General features: G+C 28.9%; 16 protein-coding genes. 1 reads left to right on the forward strand and 15 read right to left on the reverse strand.

Annotated elements, in window-relative coordinates; translation table 11 throughout:
- Positions 1–77 precede the first annotated feature (77 nt).
- Positions 78–1,268: a DUF5009 domain-containing protein gene (locus GKZ88_RS21050; RefSeq protein ID WP_155104277.1), complete on the reverse strand. Its 1,191-nt coding sequence runs from the start codon at positions 1,266–1,268 to the stop codon at positions 78–80.
- Between the two features lie 139 nt (positions 1,269–1,407).
- Between GKZ88_RS21050 and GKZ88_RS21055 the strand changes: the two genes are divergently transcribed.
- Positions 1,408–2,151: a CpsB/CapC family capsule biosynthesis tyrosine phosphatase gene (locus GKZ88_RS21055; RefSeq protein ID WP_155104278.1), complete on the forward strand. Its 744-nt coding sequence runs from the start codon at positions 1,408–1,410 to the stop codon at positions 2,149–2,151.
- A gap of 83 nt (positions 2,152–2,234) precedes the next feature.
- On the opposite strand, the gene GKZ88_RS21060 is transcribed toward GKZ88_RS21055, so the two are convergent.
- The 14 genes from GKZ88_RS21060 to GKZ88_RS21125 form a co-directional block, all read right to left on the reverse strand.
- Positions 2,235–4,619: a tyrosine-protein kinase gene (locus GKZ88_RS21060; RefSeq protein WP_155104279.1), complete on the reverse strand. Its 2,385-nt coding sequence runs from the start codon at positions 4,617–4,619 to the stop codon at positions 2,235–2,237.
- A gap of 14 nt (positions 4,620–4,633) precedes the next feature.
- Positions 4,634–5,401 carry a polysaccharide biosynthesis/export family protein gene (locus GKZ88_RS21065; RefSeq protein ID WP_230392572.1) on the reverse strand — a complete coding sequence of 256 codons (768 nt, stop codon included), beginning with the start codon at positions 5,399–5,401 and terminating at the stop codon, positions 4,634–4,636.
- A 143-nt stretch (positions 5,402–5,544) separates the two neighbouring features.
- A complete protein-coding gene (locus GKZ88_RS21070; protein ID WP_155104281.1) occupies positions 5,545–6,963 on the reverse strand; it encodes an undecaprenyl-phosphate glucose phosphotransferase in 1,419 nt (472 codons plus the stop codon).
- A gap of 41 nt (positions 6,964–7,004) precedes the next feature.
- Positions 7,005–7,751, reverse strand: a complete 747-nt coding sequence (locus GKZ88_RS21075; protein WP_155104282.1) for a WecB/TagA/CpsF family glycosyltransferase — start codon at positions 7,749–7,751, stop codon at positions 7,005–7,007.
- Complete coding sequence (locus GKZ88_RS21080; RefSeq protein WP_155104283.1) at positions 7,741–8,763, reverse strand: glycosyltransferase family 4 protein; 1,023 nt, start codon at positions 8,761–8,763, stop codon at positions 7,741–7,743. The genes GKZ88_RS21075 and GKZ88_RS21080 overlap by 11 nt, the downstream gene beginning before the upstream one ends.
- An 8-nt stretch (positions 8,764–8,771) precedes the next feature.
- Entirely contained in the window at positions 8,772–9,863 is a 1,092-nt protein-coding gene (locus GKZ88_RS21085; RefSeq protein WP_155104284.1) for a glycosyltransferase, read from the reverse strand.
- Between the two features lie 3 nt (positions 9,864–9,866).
- Complete coding sequence (locus tag GKZ88_RS21090) at positions 9,867–10,460, reverse strand: serine acetyltransferase (RefSeq protein WP_155104362.1); 594 nt, start codon at positions 10,458–10,460, stop codon at positions 9,867–9,869.
- Positions 10,457–11,413: a glycosyltransferase gene (locus tag GKZ88_RS21095; protein ID WP_155104285.1), complete on the reverse strand. Its 957-nt coding sequence runs from the start codon at positions 11,411–11,413 to the stop codon at positions 10,457–10,459. Before GKZ88_RS21095 ends, GKZ88_RS21090 begins: the two co-directional genes overlap by 4 nt.
- Positions 11,414–11,488: 75 nt before the next feature.
- Entirely contained in the window at positions 11,489–12,853 is a 1,365-nt protein-coding gene (locus tag GKZ88_RS21100; protein WP_155104286.1) for an O-antigen ligase family protein, read from the reverse strand.
- 94 nt (positions 12,854–12,947) lie between these two features.
- A complete protein-coding gene (locus tag GKZ88_RS21105; RefSeq protein WP_155104287.1) occupies positions 12,948–14,195 on the reverse strand; it encodes an oligosaccharide flippase family protein in 1,248 nt (415 codons plus the stop codon).
- A 69-nt stretch (positions 14,196–14,264) separates the two neighbouring features.
- Positions 14,265–15,533, reverse strand: a complete 1,269-nt coding sequence (locus GKZ88_RS21110; protein WP_155104288.1) for a hypothetical protein — start codon at positions 15,531–15,533, stop codon at positions 14,265–14,267.
- Between the two features lie 114 nt (positions 15,534–15,647).
- Positions 15,648–16,940 (reverse strand): sialidase family protein, encoded by a 1,293-nt coding sequence (locus tag GKZ88_RS21115; RefSeq protein ID WP_155104289.1) that lies wholly within the window; start codon positions 16,938–16,940, stop codon positions 15,648–15,650.
- Positions 16,941–16,972: 32 nt separating this feature from the next.
- A complete protein-coding gene (locus GKZ88_RS21120) occupies positions 16,973–18,550 on the reverse strand; it encodes an N-acetylneuraminate synthase family protein (protein ID WP_155104290.1) in 1,578 nt (525 codons plus the stop codon).
- Positions 18,495–19,175, reverse strand: a complete 681-nt coding sequence (locus GKZ88_RS21125) for an inositol monophosphatase family protein (RefSeq protein ID WP_155104291.1) — start codon at positions 19,173–19,175, stop codon at positions 18,495–18,497. Before GKZ88_RS21125 ends, GKZ88_RS21120 begins: the two co-directional genes overlap by 56 nt.
- Between the last annotated feature and the right edge of the window lie 2 nt (positions 19,176–19,177).

The following is a 19,177-nucleotide window of genomic DNA, read 5'->3' on the forward strand; positions in this document are numbered from 1 at the left end:
TTTTTATTTCAGGTTTCAAGTTTCAGGTTCAGCACAAAACTTGAAACCTGAAACTTGAAACTTGAATTTTTTTTCCTCTACAAATGCAGCTGAATTTTATATTTATTGCAAATTTTCATCACCAAAAGCATAATCGTCGAAAAAACTAACGACCAGATAATTCCTGGAATTCCTTCGCGAAAATAATCTGGAATTATATGAATACTAAAAGCTAAAGTGAAATAATAGATTACACCCGGCAAAATATAAATCAACAGCGGATTTGCTGCCGCGGGCATAAAAAATTCACTCCATTTTGTTTGTTTTTTAATTTCCATAAGCCAATGCAAAAAATAAAACAACACCGTACAAATTGAGGCCGAGAACATTGTCCATGATGGTGTTCCTTTTATTTTTGAAATTCCAAAGTAAGGTCGCAACAAATAACCCACAGCAAAAAACAAAACAGCGAAACCAATTACTGACCAATTAATTTTGGTTTCGATTTTCTTATCAAAAAACAATAACGAAATAACAACTCCTGCACTTACTAAAGAAGCATGCGTTAAATGTCCAGCAACAAAACTGGACCAAAATGATTGATGAATTATGGAACCTTCGATTAGATTCAATGAATTTACTGCAACGCAAAAAACTAAAAAAGCAATCATTGCCCATAATCTACCGCAAACCAGCCAGTAGTAAACAACTGTAAAAAGGTATGCCCAGCCAATAAGACCAAGGATTCCCCACCATTTTGGCGTCATTCCTCTTTCTCCGTTATCCTGAATATAAAGAAAATACAAAACAGCCAAAACCAGCATTCCTCCATATTGAAGTGTATATTTTAACCAAATTGGAAAATCCTTCGAATATTTATTCCAAATTGGAATTGGCATTGCATAAGCTAGTAATCCCCAAAAAGCCGGAGCAATAAACATTTTTGAAGCATCATAGCCATATTCCGCATTGACCATAAATACGCCAATAATAATCAAAGCCAATGCTCTTTTAAGCGTATGCGTCCAAATCGTCTTAGTGCTGTCTCCTTTTATCAGCCGAGCATTAAAGGCAAATGGAATTGACATTCCAACAATAAACAAAAAAGCAGGAAAAACCACATCGACAAAAGTCATTGCATCAGCATCTGCAGGCATATGTTTCATCCATTGTGGTACATTTTTTATGCTTGCCAGCTCATTTACAAAAATCATTACAAAAATGGTAATTCCTCGCAAAGCATCTATTGAAACGATTCTTTGATTGTATAAATTTTCTTTTATTTTCATAAAACCTTAAATTATTAGCACAAACAAATATAAAATAATACCTGAGATAGAAAAATTAGTTTACCAACCAAAACCTATATTATTAAAAGTTTACCATTTTACGTTCGAAAATATAGAGTAGTTTACTTACTTTTGCAGCATGTTATCATTCTTAAAATCAAAACCGTATTTAAAGGACCTTCTAGCGGGTAATTATGTAGATATCCATTCACATTTATTGCCAGGAATCGATGATGGTGCAAAAACGATAGAAGACACAACGAGACTTGCAAAGTCTTTTGAAGAAATGGGTGTTGCTCAATTTATAGCAACGCCGCATATTAGTCATTACATTTGGAATAATTCACCCGAATCAATTATTGCCAAACATAAAGAAACCCAAATTTTACTGGAAGCCGAAAACACTAAGATTCCGTTTCAGGCTGCTGCAGAATATTTCATGGATGATTGGTTCGAAACTCATTTTCAAAACGAAAACCTGTTGACACTAAAAGACAATTATGTATTAGTCGAAATGTCGTACATGAATGCACCTGTTCAATTGTATAAAATTCTTTTTGATCTTCAGGTTGCAGGATACATTCCCGTTTTAGCACATCCTGAGCGTTATCTATTTTATCATAAAAATTTTAATGAATATGATAAGTTAAAAAAGGCTGGCTGCTTGTTTCAGCTTAATCTGCTTGCAACTGTTGGTTACTATGGCTCTGAAATCACAAAAGTTGCCGACGAGCTTCTAAAAAAAGGAATGTATAATTTTGTTGGAACAGATGTTCATCACAATAATCACATTGCTTCATTCAATCAGAAAGTGAAAATTGACAACAATAACATTAAAGTTTTAAAAGAAATTATTGCTAATAACCAATTTTTCAGATTCTAAATCCTATTGATTTAAATCTAAAAATATCGCAAAAAAAAACGGCTCAATTACTTGAGCCGTTTTTTTATTGAAATCACTTTATATTATTTAGAAATGATTTTTTTGTACCAAGGTTTTTTCTCTGCCTTCACACCATAACCATAACCATATCCATAACCTTTTGTTGAGTCTGTATCATTGAGGACGATACACATGTTAGGCAATTTCTTCTCCTTATAGAATGTATTAGCAATATTCAGCATACGTTTTTCTAGTACGTTTGCACGCATTACATAAACAAAAGTATCAGCGTTTTTAGCAATTAATAATGTATCGGTAACCAAACTAACTGGCGCCGTATCTACAATAATATAATCATACTCTTTTTTAAGTTCTGCAAAAAGCTGATCCACTTTGTTGCTCATCAATAATTCAGCCGGATTTGGAGGAATCACACCCGATGGCAAAATAAAGAAATTCTTATAAGCTTCATGTTTGATGATATAATCTTTCACCTCTTTATCTGTTGATGATAAATAGTTTGTTAAACCTAAACTTGGTACATTGATATACTCACCAAACTTAGGGTTTCTAATATCAGCACCAATTAACAAAACTCTTCTTCCTGACAAAGCAAAAGTCGCAGCAAGATTTACTGATATAAAAGTTTTACCCTCAGAAGGAAAAGTTGATGTCACAAAAACAGTTTTTGCAATTCCTTCGGGAACTTTAGTAAGCATAAACTCCAAATTCGTTCGCACAATACGAATTGCTTCTGCAGAACTTGTTCGACTTTCTGATTTTATCAACTCGGCAATATCATCTGAAGTTGGTACATCTCCAATAAATGGAATTTGTGTTTTCCCCTCCAAATCCAATTTGCTCTTAATTTTTGTATCTAATAAATTATTACCATAAACAACCCCAAATGGAACTAATAATCCTAAAAGCATTCCAGCCAAATAAATAATTTTTTTCTTTGGACTTATTGGATCTTTCTCTGCTTTTGCAACATCAATTACACGAGCATTAGGCTCAGTAGCAGATAACGAAATAGCCGTTTCTTCTCTTTTTTGCAATAAATATAGATAAAGTTCTTCCTTTACTTTTTGCTGTCTAGCAATTACTCTAAATTGACGCTCTTGCACCGGAATTTTTCCAATCTTGTTGTTTAAGATCCCTTCCTGACTTTTAATATCACGATTTTGAATTTGCAAATTAGCCTGCATACGTCTCAAGCTTGCTGCAACATTTGATTTTAAAGATGAAATTTGCTGATCTAATTTAACAACAGAAGGGTTTTCTTCAGTAGCAGATTTTAAAATTCTGTTGCGATCTAACACTAATTGATTATAAGAAGAAATTAGTCCGCTCGCATCATCATTGTCAGAAATCATATTAGCTGGCAATAAATCAGAATTCGTGCTTTTTTTAATAAAATCTAAAAGTGAAGAGATCACATTTAGCTGAATTTCCGTTTCTACTCCTTTTTTATCGTATTCTGTTGAACCTTCTATGAAAAGTTTCGCTTCAGATTCAATATCTGTAAGTTTATTGCTTTTTTTAAATGTTTCAACATCTTGTTCAACGCCATCTAATTCCTGAGCAATTAATGCTAACCTACCAGCAATAAACCTAGAGGTGTTCTCAGAAATAAAATTTTTATCTTCGGCTGCATCTTCATTGTAGATGTGAATCATATTATCCAAAAAATCTTCCGCTTTTTTAGCAACAGGATCAGAAATTGAAACATTTACTACACTGCTTGTTTTACTGATTGGATCCACGCTTAATTTCTTTCTAAAACTTTCTGTTAATTCATCTAATGGATTAATTACAATATGTATTGATTTAAATCTACCAGTATGGTTTTTACCATAAAATGCTGTTTTAAGAATAACTAAGCTACCAATTTTCGTAGCGATTTTTTCTCCAAATTTAAATTCCGTTTTTGAAGACAAAATAAACAACTCTTTTTCATCTGCTTCATTTTCTAACGAAAAAGTATTTGAGTTTAAAAGTTTACAATTCAAAACAGTTTTTTCCTTATCAAATAAAACTGTCTTATTACTAAAATAAGCGCTGATTGGAGTATCTTCATAAATATCACGATCGACTACTTTTCCCTCTACAAACAGTCCAACATTAAGATTTAATTTTTTAATAGTGCTTTCAACCAAGGTTCTAGACTTTAAAATCTCAACTTCATTGTCAACATTATTTTTCATGCTTCCACCTAAACCTAAATCGGCAAAAGCAGACAATTCTGAAAGCATTCCTCCTTTTTTTTCGTCTTTAACCAATATTGTAGTGACAGCCTGATAATTTGGCATCGTGTAACGCAGATATAAAAAAGCTAATACTAATCCAATAACTACACTTACTAAAAACCAACGCCAATGAATTAAATATTTATCTAACTGTTCCCTTAAATTAATATCTTCGATTTCATCATCAATTAGATCATTATAAAAATCTTGCTTTTGCATTTTCTATTTCAGTTTTATTTAAAGATTAGGACAGATAGCGACACTAATATAGAAATCGCTGATATAATAACTGAGGTATTTGGACCAACCGCAGAAGAATTTACTCTAGTATTATTTGGTTCAACATAGATTACATCATTTTGAGCCAAATAGTAAAATGGTGAATTTATAAAATCAGATTTTGTAATATCCACCCTGTTATATGATTTCACACCATTAATTTCTCTTATCACTAATATATTATCCCTGCGCCCATAAATAGTCAGATCCTTTGCCATACTCAAAGCTTCAATTAAAGTAACTCTTTCTGAAGCAATTGGATAGGTTCCTGGTAGATTAACCTCACCCTGCAATGAAATTTTAAAATTCATAATGCGAAGGTTAATAATTGGGTTTTTAATATAAACACTAATTTTTTCTTGTAACAACTTAAGAACTTCAGTACGAGTTAATCCGGCCACTTTTAATTTCCCTAACACGGGAAATTCAATATAACCATTTTGGTCTACTAAATACAATTGTACAGTTTCTTGTCCTCTAGTAATATCAAGTCTGCTATTATTTGTCGTGCTATAGGTTCTTAGATTAAAAGGAATTGCAACTTCAGGATCGTCAGCAGATACTAAAATCATCAATAAATCGTCAGGCTGAAGTTTAATCTCGTAAGAATTTGGATTTTGCTGTGCAATCATTCCATCAATATTTTGATAATAAACTACATCTTTTTTGGATCCACAGGAAAAACATAAAAATAAAAGCAATAAAAAACCAACTGCTTTCATAAAAAAGGAAGAATTCAATTTCATTAGGTCTACAATTTACGGGGCAAATATAAGGATTAAAAAAACATTTATATACAAGCAATTCTGCTTCTTAAATACTAGTGTTGAGATAATTTCTGTATTAAGAAATTTAGAAAAAAAGCTTAAAAAGCATTTTCTTCTCCTTTAAACACATTAAATACGGTCTTTATTATTATTTTAATATCTAAAAGCAAACTCCAATTTTCGATGTACCAAATATCGTATTCTACTCTATTTTCCATATCAACAAGTTCTTTAGTTTCGCCGCGAAAACCATTAACCTGTGCCCAACCGGTTATACCAGGTTTAGCATATTGGCGCACTAAATAATTATTAATTAGCTCACTATATTGCTTAGTATGATTTACCATATGAGGTCTAGGCCCTACTACAGACATATCTCCAAAAAAAACATTAAAAAACTGAGGCAATTCATCGATACTTGTTTTTCGCATAAAAGCGCCAAATTTAGTAACGCGTCGATCACCTTTCACAGCTTGCTTACTGTCAGCAGCTCCATTCAACCGCATACTCCTAAATTTTAAACACGTAAAAGATCGATTGTCTCTGCCGGAACGTTCTTGTTTAAAAAATACAGGCCCGGGAGATTCTATCTTTATAATAAGCATTATAATGGGAAATAGCCATGGAAATATAAAGACCAAAACAAAAGATGAAAAGCAAATATCAAAAACTTTCTTTAAAAAACGGTTTACTGCTGCTTCCAATGGTTCTCGTCGAAACATCAGTACAGGAGTATTTTCATAAAAAGTAATTTCCACTTTGTTTGATCTTGTATACAACTGAAAATCTGGAATAAATTTAATACGTACCATATGTTGTTCGCAAATTTTTACCAATTGATTTATTACAGTAATGTTATCAATATGTAATGCTACATACATTTCATCCACCTTATCACTTATAATAAATTCTTCAATTTGATCAAATCCACCTAAAATAGGATGTGAGATAAAGGCAAAAGGATCTACTTTTTCATCAAAAAAACCTAGAAAACGATAACCATAAGTTAAATCCTTTGCTAAAATTCTACGCATTCTTTCGCCAGTATCATTAGCTCCTATAATTATAAAACTTCTAAAATTATATCCTTTAGATCTAATGTACTTAAGAAGTTTCATTGATAAATATCTAGAAATCATAAGTAAGCTAAAGAAAATACAATAAAAGTAAATTAATCTCAATCTGGAGATATCACTATATTTTAAAACAACAACAAAAAAAGCTGTTATAGCAATATGAATAATTACTTTTTTAACAGTTCTTTTTAGTATAGATTCAATTCGTTCAACCCTAACAATCCTAAAAGAATCTTTGTACAGCAAAAGCCCAATCCATATTAAATTACTTAATAAAGAAATAGTCTGTACTTCTTTCAAAAACAGTTTATCTAAAGTTCCAAATCGCAGTAATGCTGACAAAACTATAGCCGTATTCAACAATACCACATCCCATAACAAAAATATAACTTTGAAATAACGAGAAAAACGATACTCTGAGAGTTCTTCTAAAATTTTCATACTTTATAAAAAATTTTATCTTTTATGAATTTAATCATAACTTATTCAAATGGGTTTTTATAAATTCCTGTTTTTTGCTTAAATATATACCAAAAAAACAAGGGATCTTCAATAAAGTATCTTCTCCACAACCTTCTTGGTTCGACGAGAAATCGATAAAACCATTCTAAATATAATTTTTGAAATAAAACAGGTGCTCTTTTTATGTTTCCTGCTTCAAAATCTATCGTAGCACCTAAAGCCATAAATAAATCAATGTTTGGTAGCTTTTCCTTATACTTCATTATCCACTTTTCTTGTTTCGGCGCACCAACACCTACTACTAAAACATTACATTTTGACTCATTAATAATTTTAATGATTTGATTACATTCAATCTCATTATTCTCAAAACCAAATGATGGTGAAAAGGCACCAGAAACAATATCCCATCCAACTTTTTGATTAATGTTTTTTTGTGCTTTTAAAGCAACTCCTTCTTTTGCTCCCAAAAGAAAAATTTGAATGTTTCTATTATTTTTATGATAATTATAATATGCTGGTAAAAGCGATGATCCTGGTATAACTTCTAACAACGAAGTTCCCAAAATTTTAGCCGCTAGATTTACAAAATTACTGTCACAAATAACCCAATCAGCTTTTTTATAGACGTTATAAAATTCTTTATCTTTTTGCAACTTAACTAAATGATCGACATTAGGCGTTATTAAAACCCCTTTACATAATAATTTAAGTAAATCATCTAGTTTTATTGAACGTACAGAAATATTTAAAATATTAAAAAACATGCTTCCCTTTTTCAATATATTCTTTATAATTTTCTATCATTTTTATTTTTAAAAATTTTTTCTCAAAAGTAGCTCTTGCATTGTCTGACATCGTCGCATAAGACTCAGGATTAATTTCTGGTAATTTATTATTAATTAAATCCAATAAACTAGAATAGTCATTTACAACAAAACCATTTACCGCGTCATCTATAATTTCCACATTACCACCAATATCATTGCAAATAACAGGTGTTTTAAATGAACACGACTCTATCAAAGTTAATGGCAATCCCTCATTCGAACTAAATAACATTACATAATTATATTTATAAAATTCATTAGATAAATTAGTAAATCCTAAACAATTAAAATTTTTATCTTCTTTCGTTATTGCTTGCAATTCTAAATCATCCTCACCTGTTCCAGCAAAATCAATTTGAATATTATTGTTTAATTTTCCTTTTAAATTATTCACCAACTCTACTTGTCCCTTTACTTTAGTTATTCGAGCAGCGTATAAAATTTTTATTTTATCTGTGGATAAATTCGTATCTCTAAGCTGGTCATATAAATCAGCCAAACCATTATAGATGACTGTTATATTATTTGGATTAACATTAAAAAAGGAAACTAGATTATCCTTAACTCTCTGAGAAACAGTTATAATTTCTTTAGGGTAGTAAGAAAAAAATTTAAGATTATCAAATTCATTATGAGCCACGTGTATTAGCCTAATATTAAGACGCAATAGTTTATTTAAAAAGAATAATATCGTAGTATTTTTCCTGTGATGAGAAATTATTGTAGTATTTTTTAAATTAAAAGCATTTAACGCACTAAATTTTTTGTATTGTTTTTTTTCAATATTATATTTAGAGTTATTACTTTCAAATGAATTACCTCCCATTAAATAACATTCATAACCTAGCTCTGTTAAACCATAGTGTACATCAATTGCTACTTTTTCAGCTCCACCATACTCAATAAAGTTTTTGTAAAGATTTATTATTACCATTACTTCTTTTTTCAAATTTAATATTACAAATAACTTTTTTCTAATTGAAGTCTGAGTTCTTTAGGATCATAATAATTATTTTCTATTTCTTTAATATCCTTAATCTTAGAAAATGATTCAGTTAAGGTCTCAGGTTTGGTGGGATCAAAAAAGCATACAGAATCCTCATCAACTATGCATTCTCTAAAAAAAGGAACATTAGAAACAATAATAGGTTTATTATAGTAATAAGCTAGAGACAAAACACCTGATTGTGTAGCAGAAATATATGGATAAATAACACAATAAGCATTCGAAAACAAATCATTTAATTCTTCATCTTCAATATATCGATTAATAAAAACAATATCTTCTTCTTTATTTCTAATTCTCTGGAAGTATAAATCACCACTACCTGCTATGACAAGAGGTTTATTAAATATTTTTTGATTTTTACAATATTCATTGTACAATATGTGAATGCCTTTATAAAGTTCAATTCTCCCAAAAAAAAGAATATAATCTTTTATACCTTTTACTTCTGCTACAGTTTTATTTCCATTTTTAATTGAGGATGTAACCAATGATGGAAAACTATGATAAAATACAGCTTTTTTTTCATATTTTTTTACAAGTTCATTAAGTTGATTTTTGCTACAGGTAACAAGATTTTCAATATTATCTCTTAAATACTGTGCTCTTTTCTCTACTAATAAATAATGTATTAATTTTTTTATAAAATTTTTAGGTTTACTTTCATGCTGAATCAAATCATGAACAGTATAATATACTTTAGATTTTCTCAATAAAAACTTCAAATAAAAAGCTAATGAACCATCTTCAGTAAGCAAATGAATAACATCTATCTTATTCTCTTTGCAAATTTTATTGATCACTTTTATTACTGGAAATGCAAACAATCTAAAATTACCCCTTCCAAATTTATTCATTGGAGTATTTATAAATATATAATTTTTAGATTCACTATTTAAAATTGCCGTTTTGTAATCACATTGAGGAGAAGATACAAAGACTGCAAAAATATCATGTTCACTTTCTTCCATTGTATTAACAATATTCGCTCCAAAGGGCATCATTCCTGCATAAAATTCAGAACAAATGTAAAGTATTTTCATTTTCTAATTATAAGAGACTTTTAAACCATCTTGCTTAATTACTTTTGCTGGCACACCAGAAACTACACAATTATTTGCTACATCTTTAATTACAACTGTGTTAGGGGCAATAATAACATTATTACCGATATTAACTTTACCAATAACCATTGCACCAGGACCAAAATAAACATTATCGCCAATTACAGGAACATTCTCTTTTAAATCTTTTTGACCGATTATTACACCCGGCTGGAGGATACAATTTTTACCAATTCTTGCCCCATCGTTAATAACGATAGTACCTATATGCAAAATTAAAGCTCCTTCTTTTAAGGTATTTATAGGTATATTAATTTGAAGATTAATTGATTTTTTTCTGATTTTTCTAAAATAATATATATACAGAAATTTATCATAAATATTTTTATTTCTAACATTATATAGATATTCTAATTTTCTCAAAACCTTAAGATATGATAATAAAATATACCTTTCGGAATAAAAATAACATTTAAGGTAAAAAACTACTTTAAATCTCAAACCTTTTGTCGAAATATTAAATGCTTCTTCATCAGATTTTACATATTTTCTATAATCTTGCTTACTTAAAATCATTTGTTCTTTCTTAAAATTGATTCCAACTCTGTTCTGCACAATGACAACAACATCCAAGACAAAACTTTAAAACTAAATCCATTATTCATTTTTTTCCAAACTTTGACATAAACTTTTATTTTGAAATTAAATGAAAAAGAAGATGCTTTGTTAATGGAACCCAGAATCCATTTAATTTTTCTTAAGTCGTTATTTTTATTATTATAGTTTTTAAAATTAAAAGATCTTAACCAAGTTATATATTGTATTGCTGATTCAAGTTTTCTTAATATAATCATTTCGTCTTTAAGGTTTGACGATATATTAATTTCACTATATCTCCATAACACAAACGCATTTGAAATTGTAGTGATACCCTTATTTAAGCCAAATTTCACCCATGTTGCATCATCGCTACACCAAGCTAAATCGAAATTCTGAAATTTAAAATTTTCATAATAAACTTTCTTTTTAAAAATATATTCAACGACAAAACTATGTAATTGATAATTTAATCTTTTAATTAAAAATTCTTCGATACCTAATTTCTGAGGAAATTGGTTACTAGCTTCTAATATCTTTCCTGAATTATTAATTACTTTTACATCAAAATGAAACAAATCACTTTCAGTATCTGTTTGTAAAGTCTTGTAAAAATTTTCCACACAATTTTTTTCCATCACATCATCATCAGAAAATAACCAAATCCATTCCTCATCATTAGTTAACTCTATACATCTTTCCCATTGTTTAACTAAATCAGTTCCTCCTAAATTTTTTTCAAATTGAAAATAATTGATATTAATTTTATCTGAAAATTTTTCTATTATACTGAATAAATCATATGGACTATGATCATCTCCGATGTAAACTGTAAAATTTTTACATGTTTGTGACGAAATTGACTCTAGAGCTTCTTCAAGATAAATTTCCTTGTAAGCTGGAATAACAATTGCAAGTTTATTTTTATTCATTTAAAACTTTACCCTTTAATCAATCTAAACAACTAATAACTATTAGCATATATTTTTAAACAAGATCTTTCATTTTTAAGATTGAATATTTTCTTGTGTTCTATTGGCTAATAAAACAATCGCCTTTATATTTACACCTAATAAGGACATAAATATCAAAAATACTCCCATATCACCCGTACCAAATATGAATAAAAGAAATGTTATAAACATACCTAATGATAAATGGATAATTTTTTTTCCAAGCAAATTAACTTTTTTACGCTTTTTTAAGAAAAAAACTAAAATCGAAATAAAAAAAGCCACATTACCTAAAATACCGATAAGACCTTGTTCAATCAATAATTTATAAGAATAGCTTTCAAAACCTTGAAATTCATTATCACTTGAACGTTTTTTTTCATCACTAGAAAATCCTAAATTTTCAGTAATATAATTAAATCCATTTCCAAAAATAGGGTTTTGATTAAAAATTAAAAGCGACGCTCCCATTTGCATTTCCCTCATTTCCAAAGAACTGCCTTCCAATTTTGATCCCTTAGCGGTAAATGTATTTATACTCTCATCAACTAATTTTAAGGCATTTGGGGAAACGGAAATAACAAAGAAAAGAGCAATAATTCCCGTTAATGCAATCTTAATTTTATTCCCAAATTTGAAAGCAAAAAGATAATAATAGCATAGTCCTATAATTAGGGCTAATAACGGTGTTCTAGAGTTAGTCCAAAATAAATTCATAATTAAGAGACCAAACAATGTGCTATAAAAAAAAGTACTATAAACTTGCATTCTTTTCTCACTATAGATAAAAATCAATATAAGAATAGCACATGCAACTAAAAAACCATAGTAAATAGGGTGCCAAGCAAATGATGAAATACGTAATCTTTCGTCTCCATTAATACTATATCCATTTCCAAAATCCCGAGTGTTATAAGTTTCTGCAATAAAACTCGTATATGAACTAATTCCTGTTAAATAATTAACAATCCCATAAAGACTAAAGAATAAAAAACATATTAAAATAAAGTTATAAATTTTTCTTACTTCATGCATTGATTTTACATAAAAAAAGGTCAAAAAAACGATAATAAAATTTTCTAAAAAATAATTAATTGGACGTATAAGTCTGGTAAAAAAATCAAGACGACTATCAAATAATCCAATAAATAACAAAACTATCGCAATAGAACTAATTGAAAAATGAAGTGGGAATTTATAAAATTGAGCTTTAACATTTTTACTCCGTAAGAGAAAAGCAAGCATTAAACTAATAATCATGACCCTTGGAAAGGGTATATTAGGATTTGTAATAATTACGATGGAAGATGGAAAAAACAACACCCCTACAAAAAACCATAACAATTTCTTGTATCCTTTTTGCAAAAAAATTTGTAGTACAAAAATTATTGAAATAAAAGAAAAAAGTAACACCCCCATTTTAAATTCTTTTTAAAGCTTAGCGAATTATTTATTTTATTAGAATATAAACTAACTTTAAAAAAATAAAATAATTATAAAATTTTTTAATTAGCTATATGGTGATGAATTTTTTAACACCACGTAATCTTAATACTAAAACTAGCAATTCGGTTATAACTACCAAACAAGCCACGGTATAAACCGTAATAGAATTAAAAACCAACAATAACACTAACATTGTTACATGGAATATAGATGAAACAATGACTGTAAAATTAGCATATCGTGCTTGCCCTAAAGCTCCTAATAATGGATAACCAATGAGAATTGATGGCGCAGAAATTAAGCAGGCCCCTAATAGTATTTTAAATACGATTATACTTTCTTTTGCCACATTTTTGTAAATTAATGACATTATAAAGTCTGAATTGTAAATAAATATAGGCAACCCAATACAGTTAAGCAATACTACAACAGTAAAAATTTTCTTAAACATAGCAATGTTTTTATTTTTAACCATATAAGGATACAATGCATTATTAAGTGGCCCATACATACTTTGTAATGCTGTGTATAGTTTTTCAGCTGCTGAATAATATCCAACTACTATATTTCCACCTACTAAACCTAATATAAAACTATTACTGACTGTGTATAATGAAACCGAGATTCGAGAAATAAAAAACTGTGAACTGTTACTCAAACATTCTTTTATCCCTAAAACTGTTATTTTTGACATATGGAAGTCTACATTAAAATACTTATAAGCAACATAAAGTGCTATGAGTCCTGAGGCAATTGATCCTATACCATAGAAAACTGGTACTAATAAATAATCCATATCTGATTTTACAAAGAAAAAAACAGGAATAATAGATAACGTACGTGTTATAATATTTATCTTAGTAATGTATTTCATTTGTTCAATACCTTGAAAAAACCATGTAGGCATCAAAACTGTCCCAAAAACTGTTGTGAAAGAAAGTAAATATATCCATCGATCTTCATAAAACTTCTCAAAAGTAAAAATAATGCCAACGAGCATCACTAAACTTATTAAAAACAATAAAAATTGTGCTATCACTACATTCACAAAAAATGTATCACGCAACTCTTTATTTTCCCTATTACTCGAGATATATTGGACTCCATACAAATTAAACCCAAAATCTGTTAAAATAATAAAATATTGAGCAAATGCAGTAGCAAAACTTATTAATCCAAAAGTGTTTACCCCGAGAGTTCTAAATAAATAAGGGACAGTTAACAGTGGAAAAAGATAATTGGCACCTTGCAGTATAATCAAAGAGAAAAAATTTGAAACTAAGGAAGAATTAAAATTTATTTTTTTTAAAATCATTTAAATATTTATTATTAGGAATTTAAGTATTCCTTCACTGAAACAAATTTTCCAGAGATATTGTAGAAATTAATCTAGAATTTGTTTGTAATTATTTATTCCCATTCCTAATATAGACTCTAACAATTCTTCTGTTTCACTATTAAGCTTATGGCTATCAATATTCATGAAATAATTAATACGGTTTTTTAGTGTTTCTGAATCTACGAATTTATCGTCTAACCCTTTGAATTCTTCATTTTCTGATAATTCATATCTTAAACATATCATCTCTGCATATAAAGCATCATAATATGTAGTCGAATTATTTACAATAGAAAAGTCATAAATATTTTCATTAAAAATATCAAATAAAGTCTTATTGTCTTCGATTATCTCAATGTTAGTTCCATTACAAATTTCTCGATAAAGCTCAATTTTCAAGGACGGATGTAGCTTCAATTCAAAAATAATACTTGAATTTTCACTAATAAAATCTTTTAGAATTTTGATTATTTCTAAATTACTATCGTTATAAATTCCTCTACCAAGTAGTACGATACATTTTTTAAAAGTCTGTTTTAATCTAATTTTTTTGTATGGATATTTTGGATTCCCTCCTACTAGCACTCTTTTAGTTGGAAAATCATAATTATCATTTAGATCAGTCACTGAAGAGCTTCCCCAAACTATAATCTCATTTGAAACTATATTTTCTCCATTGACTATATCAGTTGGGATAAATTTTTTGTATGGTACAAAAAAACCATGAGACAAAGAAAATGTGGGATGATGATTTAAATTAAAAAATTGACAGATTAAATTTTCAATATTGAATGCACTGTTAAAAGAAATTAATTTTATTTTATTTTTGCACTGAATATTAAAAATTAAGAAAAGCTGCTCATGTATACTCTTATAAAAAACAATTTTACTTGTTAAAAAAATAATTTCATACAAACTTATCTTTCCTCTTAACGATTTATAAGTATGAAAAAATGTAACTAATATTTGTAAGGGTTTAAAGCTGTTTTTTTTTTCTAATTTCTCTATTAAAATTGTCTCAATAGATGAAATACCAGATATTGTTTGCTCAATTTGAAATTTATAATCATTCCTGCCTATTGAATATATTATTATTTTTTCCTTTATGCTACATGCTTTCACTAAAGGAGCCAAATCTACAGAAAATAAAAAATTGCGCAGAATTTCTCGAATAGTATAATCTTTTTCTTTTAGAAATGCAATTCTAGCAATATCAAACGAAAGTACTTTGTTATATTGAATTCCTTTATAAACAAAATTTAACTTATCTTTTAAAGATAAATAATACTCATAATTTTTATCCAATATCATCATTCTACTCTTTTTATTTTTTTTTAACGCTTCGAAAGTTTACTTCTTAGAATAATTATCACATATTACATATCTATGTTCTATCTTCCGCATAAATATAATTTGATTCTTGTATAACTATAAATCAAGTTTAACAAAAACTATTTCACCAGTACTCTTTTTATTAAATCTTCTCGAATCTGTTGTATAGGTTAGATAGTATTCTTCATTATAAACAAATAAGGATGGATAATGACAACCAAATGCATTTTTTATTCTAATTTTTAATTTACTATTGCACATATTTTCGTCCTTACTATATCTCACATCAAGTATTGTTCTGTCTGTATAGTCTCCAAAACTTTCATTGATATTCCACATAGTTAAATACCCTCCTTTTATCTTCATCAAATTTGGCTTTGTAGCTCGAGCATTAAAACCACAATATTCATTCAATGAAATAGGAATATTAAAAGTCTCCCCACCATCATGGCTGTAGCACTCTACTATTCCGCCTAGACTATTACGTCCTATCATAATCATATCATTACCTGTTATAAAACTAAAAGCACCTTCTACACATTGGCTACTGTATTTAGGATCAATTTTTCTAGAGTCTGGTGCACCACTACATTCAAATGTTTTGCCAAAATCAAACGTTTTTAATAGTATTGTAGTTCCTTGATCTGCCTTCCAATCTGCAGTAAAAATTCCTACAGTAAGACCTATCATTGATCCATTTTCAATTTTAATAGGTTCTGAAGTTGCAAACATATAATCACTTTTTAACTGATAATCATTTCCAAATAAATATTTTAAATGTGACTTTACATTAAAAATATCAAAATCAACCAATTCTTTTGAATTTGCGATCGCCAACTTACAGATTTGAGGGTCTGAAAAAGTTTCAGTATCAGGAGAAAAGTCTCTATAATAATATTTTTGTACGTTTTTTTCGTACACCTTGCTTAATATCCTTATTTTGCCTTCATCTGTCAGGAAAAGAACCGGGGTGTAACATGGTAAATTAGGGTCAGTCACTAGAGTTTTATAGTTAAAATTCTCTTTAAAGACATCAAAAACTTTTCTTTCACTAGGATTTTTTATATTAAAAACTGAGAGCCTCACCGATTGCCCTTTCTCAGCTTCACCACTTTTAAGATCATTTCCGTAATAAGCGCAATAACCAATACCCTTGTCTATTATTAATTTAGAGTCATGTGCATAAACTTCAGAGTCGAATTTTGATACTGTTACCTGTTTTTGCATTAATAAATCTCCATTTTTAATTGCTGTATCGATATCTATGTCTTTATCTAGAATTGATTTCGCTACGTTTGCGTTATTATTGGGAGTAGGTTTATCAGTAATTGAATTTTCAGTACTACAGCTAAAAAAAATACAAATAAAAACTAAGGTAAAATATCTCATAAATAAAATCAAATTAAAATATTAGTCTAAATTTAATTGCTATTGTTATTGGGTTTGTATTTATGGTGCTCTTTACCATGAATTTTTTTTTCTTTTTTACCGCAAATTATGGTCGCTTTTTTTATTTCCTCAACAAAATGTCTCAATTCTCCTTTTGTAAGATCTAAAGCAACACCATCAAAATGTACCCAATCTAAGTTACCTAACTTAACATGTTTTTCAATCATCAATGCTCCTGCACTAATTGCCATTTGTGACGCCAAAGCGCCAACATCATGACTTGAATAACCTGGGATTATATTTGGAAAATTTTTATTACGTATTTCATTGTAATGACGAATTACAGCAATATTACAAGCATCAGGAGGTGCAGGATAAGAAGAAGTACACTGCAATAAGTACAACAAGCGATTATTTACAGTAAATTCATTTAATACAAATTTTTCATATTCCTTATCAGTAAAACCAGTTGAAATTACAATATCGCCATCAAAAGTTTCTGCAACATGTTTTAGATAATTTCTATGATTTGAAATAGTACTTGGTAATTTAATTAAAGGTAGATTAAACTGCAAAATGTATTCATAGGAATTTTTATCTAAGACGGACGTAAACCAAAAGATTTCATTTTTTCTGCATTCATCAATTAAAACTTTAAACAAATCATCCGTTAATTCTACTGCATGTCGATAATCTCCCAATGTAGTTCCAAATGGAGATTTATAAGGAGCTGCTAACTCCTCTTCACTGTAAAAAGTATCCACATCTCTTCTTTGAACTTTGATTATATCTGCACCCTCATCTTTAGCCATACGAATCATTGTGCGAAGTCTTTTTTCATCTCCAATATGATTGTTCGTTAATTCCGCAACAATAACTGGAATTCCTTCCGCCATTTTATCTTTAATCGCCAAATAAAGTTCATTATTGGTTTTGTGCTCAGCGTAGTTTGCAAAGTTTCCTTGATTAAATAAACCTATAGAAAGATCACTATAAGGCTTCCGTCCAACATGTATTAAATTTACCGAAGGAACATTTGTCTCTATATATGATTTTATTCTGATGAAAGTATCTTCCTGGGTACTGAGTACTGCATCTCTGTATTGTTGACTATGACCTGAAAAATCTTCTATCACTGTTGAATTTGAATTAGGATCTGATCCAAAATCAAATCCTAAAAAATATAAATCTAATTTTTTATTTAATTCTTTTGCCATCACAATTCCTAGACGAATGGCAGAAAGAAACAAAAAATCGGAAATAAAAAGTTCATCACCATGAACAGAAAATCTATAACTTTCTGCGGTTTCGTATGTATCTGGAAAATATTTTACTTGAAGACTGTTAGTCGAATCAGGCATTAATTTATCAGAAATATAAAAATTGGCTTTGAATCCATTTTCTTTAATACTTTGATATGCCCATAAACTATGAACTAAAGCAATATCTCCAGAATAAAATCTTTCTGAATCATTAATATTAATTACTACACCATCCTTTAATTGCGATTTATCAATTTTTCCTAAACTAGCTCCTTTACCAAGTATATAAACTCTATCGGTTTTGGATTTTGAAAATATATTTTTGATCTGGTTCGAGAAGTTCTCCATGATATTCTTTATTATTAACTGTTACTGACAAGCCATTTTCTATCGCTAAATTTAATCCTGGGATAATATCCCAAACTTTTGCTCCTTTTGGGTTTTCAAAACTATAAAATGCTCCGGTTATAACATTGTACATATTATAAACACAACATCCTATAATTCTATATTCAAAACCTGATGCTAATTGAAGTATCTCTTCTTTTGTTAAGCTCGAAGAAATACCGCAAATTCTTGATTCAAATTTCTTAAAATTATCTCCGCTTTTTAAGCTGCAACCAAGTTCAGGAAGTAACAATAATGATTCTTGATGCTTACCATCTATATACACGCAAAGAGCGACTCCCCATTCTTTCAGGCCAGAAACAAAATTTTCAGTTCCATCGATTGGATCAAGAATTATTACTTTTTTTTGCTTTGAATTTAATACATTCATTTCAGGAGATTCCTCGGAAACCAAAAAAAAGTCTGGTAAATTAGATTTAATGTAATCTTTTACGAGATTTTCGCAGAAAAAATCTCCTTTAGACACATAACTACCGTCAGCTTTAGTTATCTTTTCATCCCTTAAAGCAAGAATTTCAGATAAATTAAGCATTATTATTTCTTCTATTTTTTCGCAAATACTCATAT

The organism is Flavobacterium sp. LC2016-01 (assembly GCF_009711135.1).
Lineage (GTDB): Bacteria > Bacteroidota > Bacteroidia > Flavobacteriales > Flavobacteriaceae > Flavobacterium.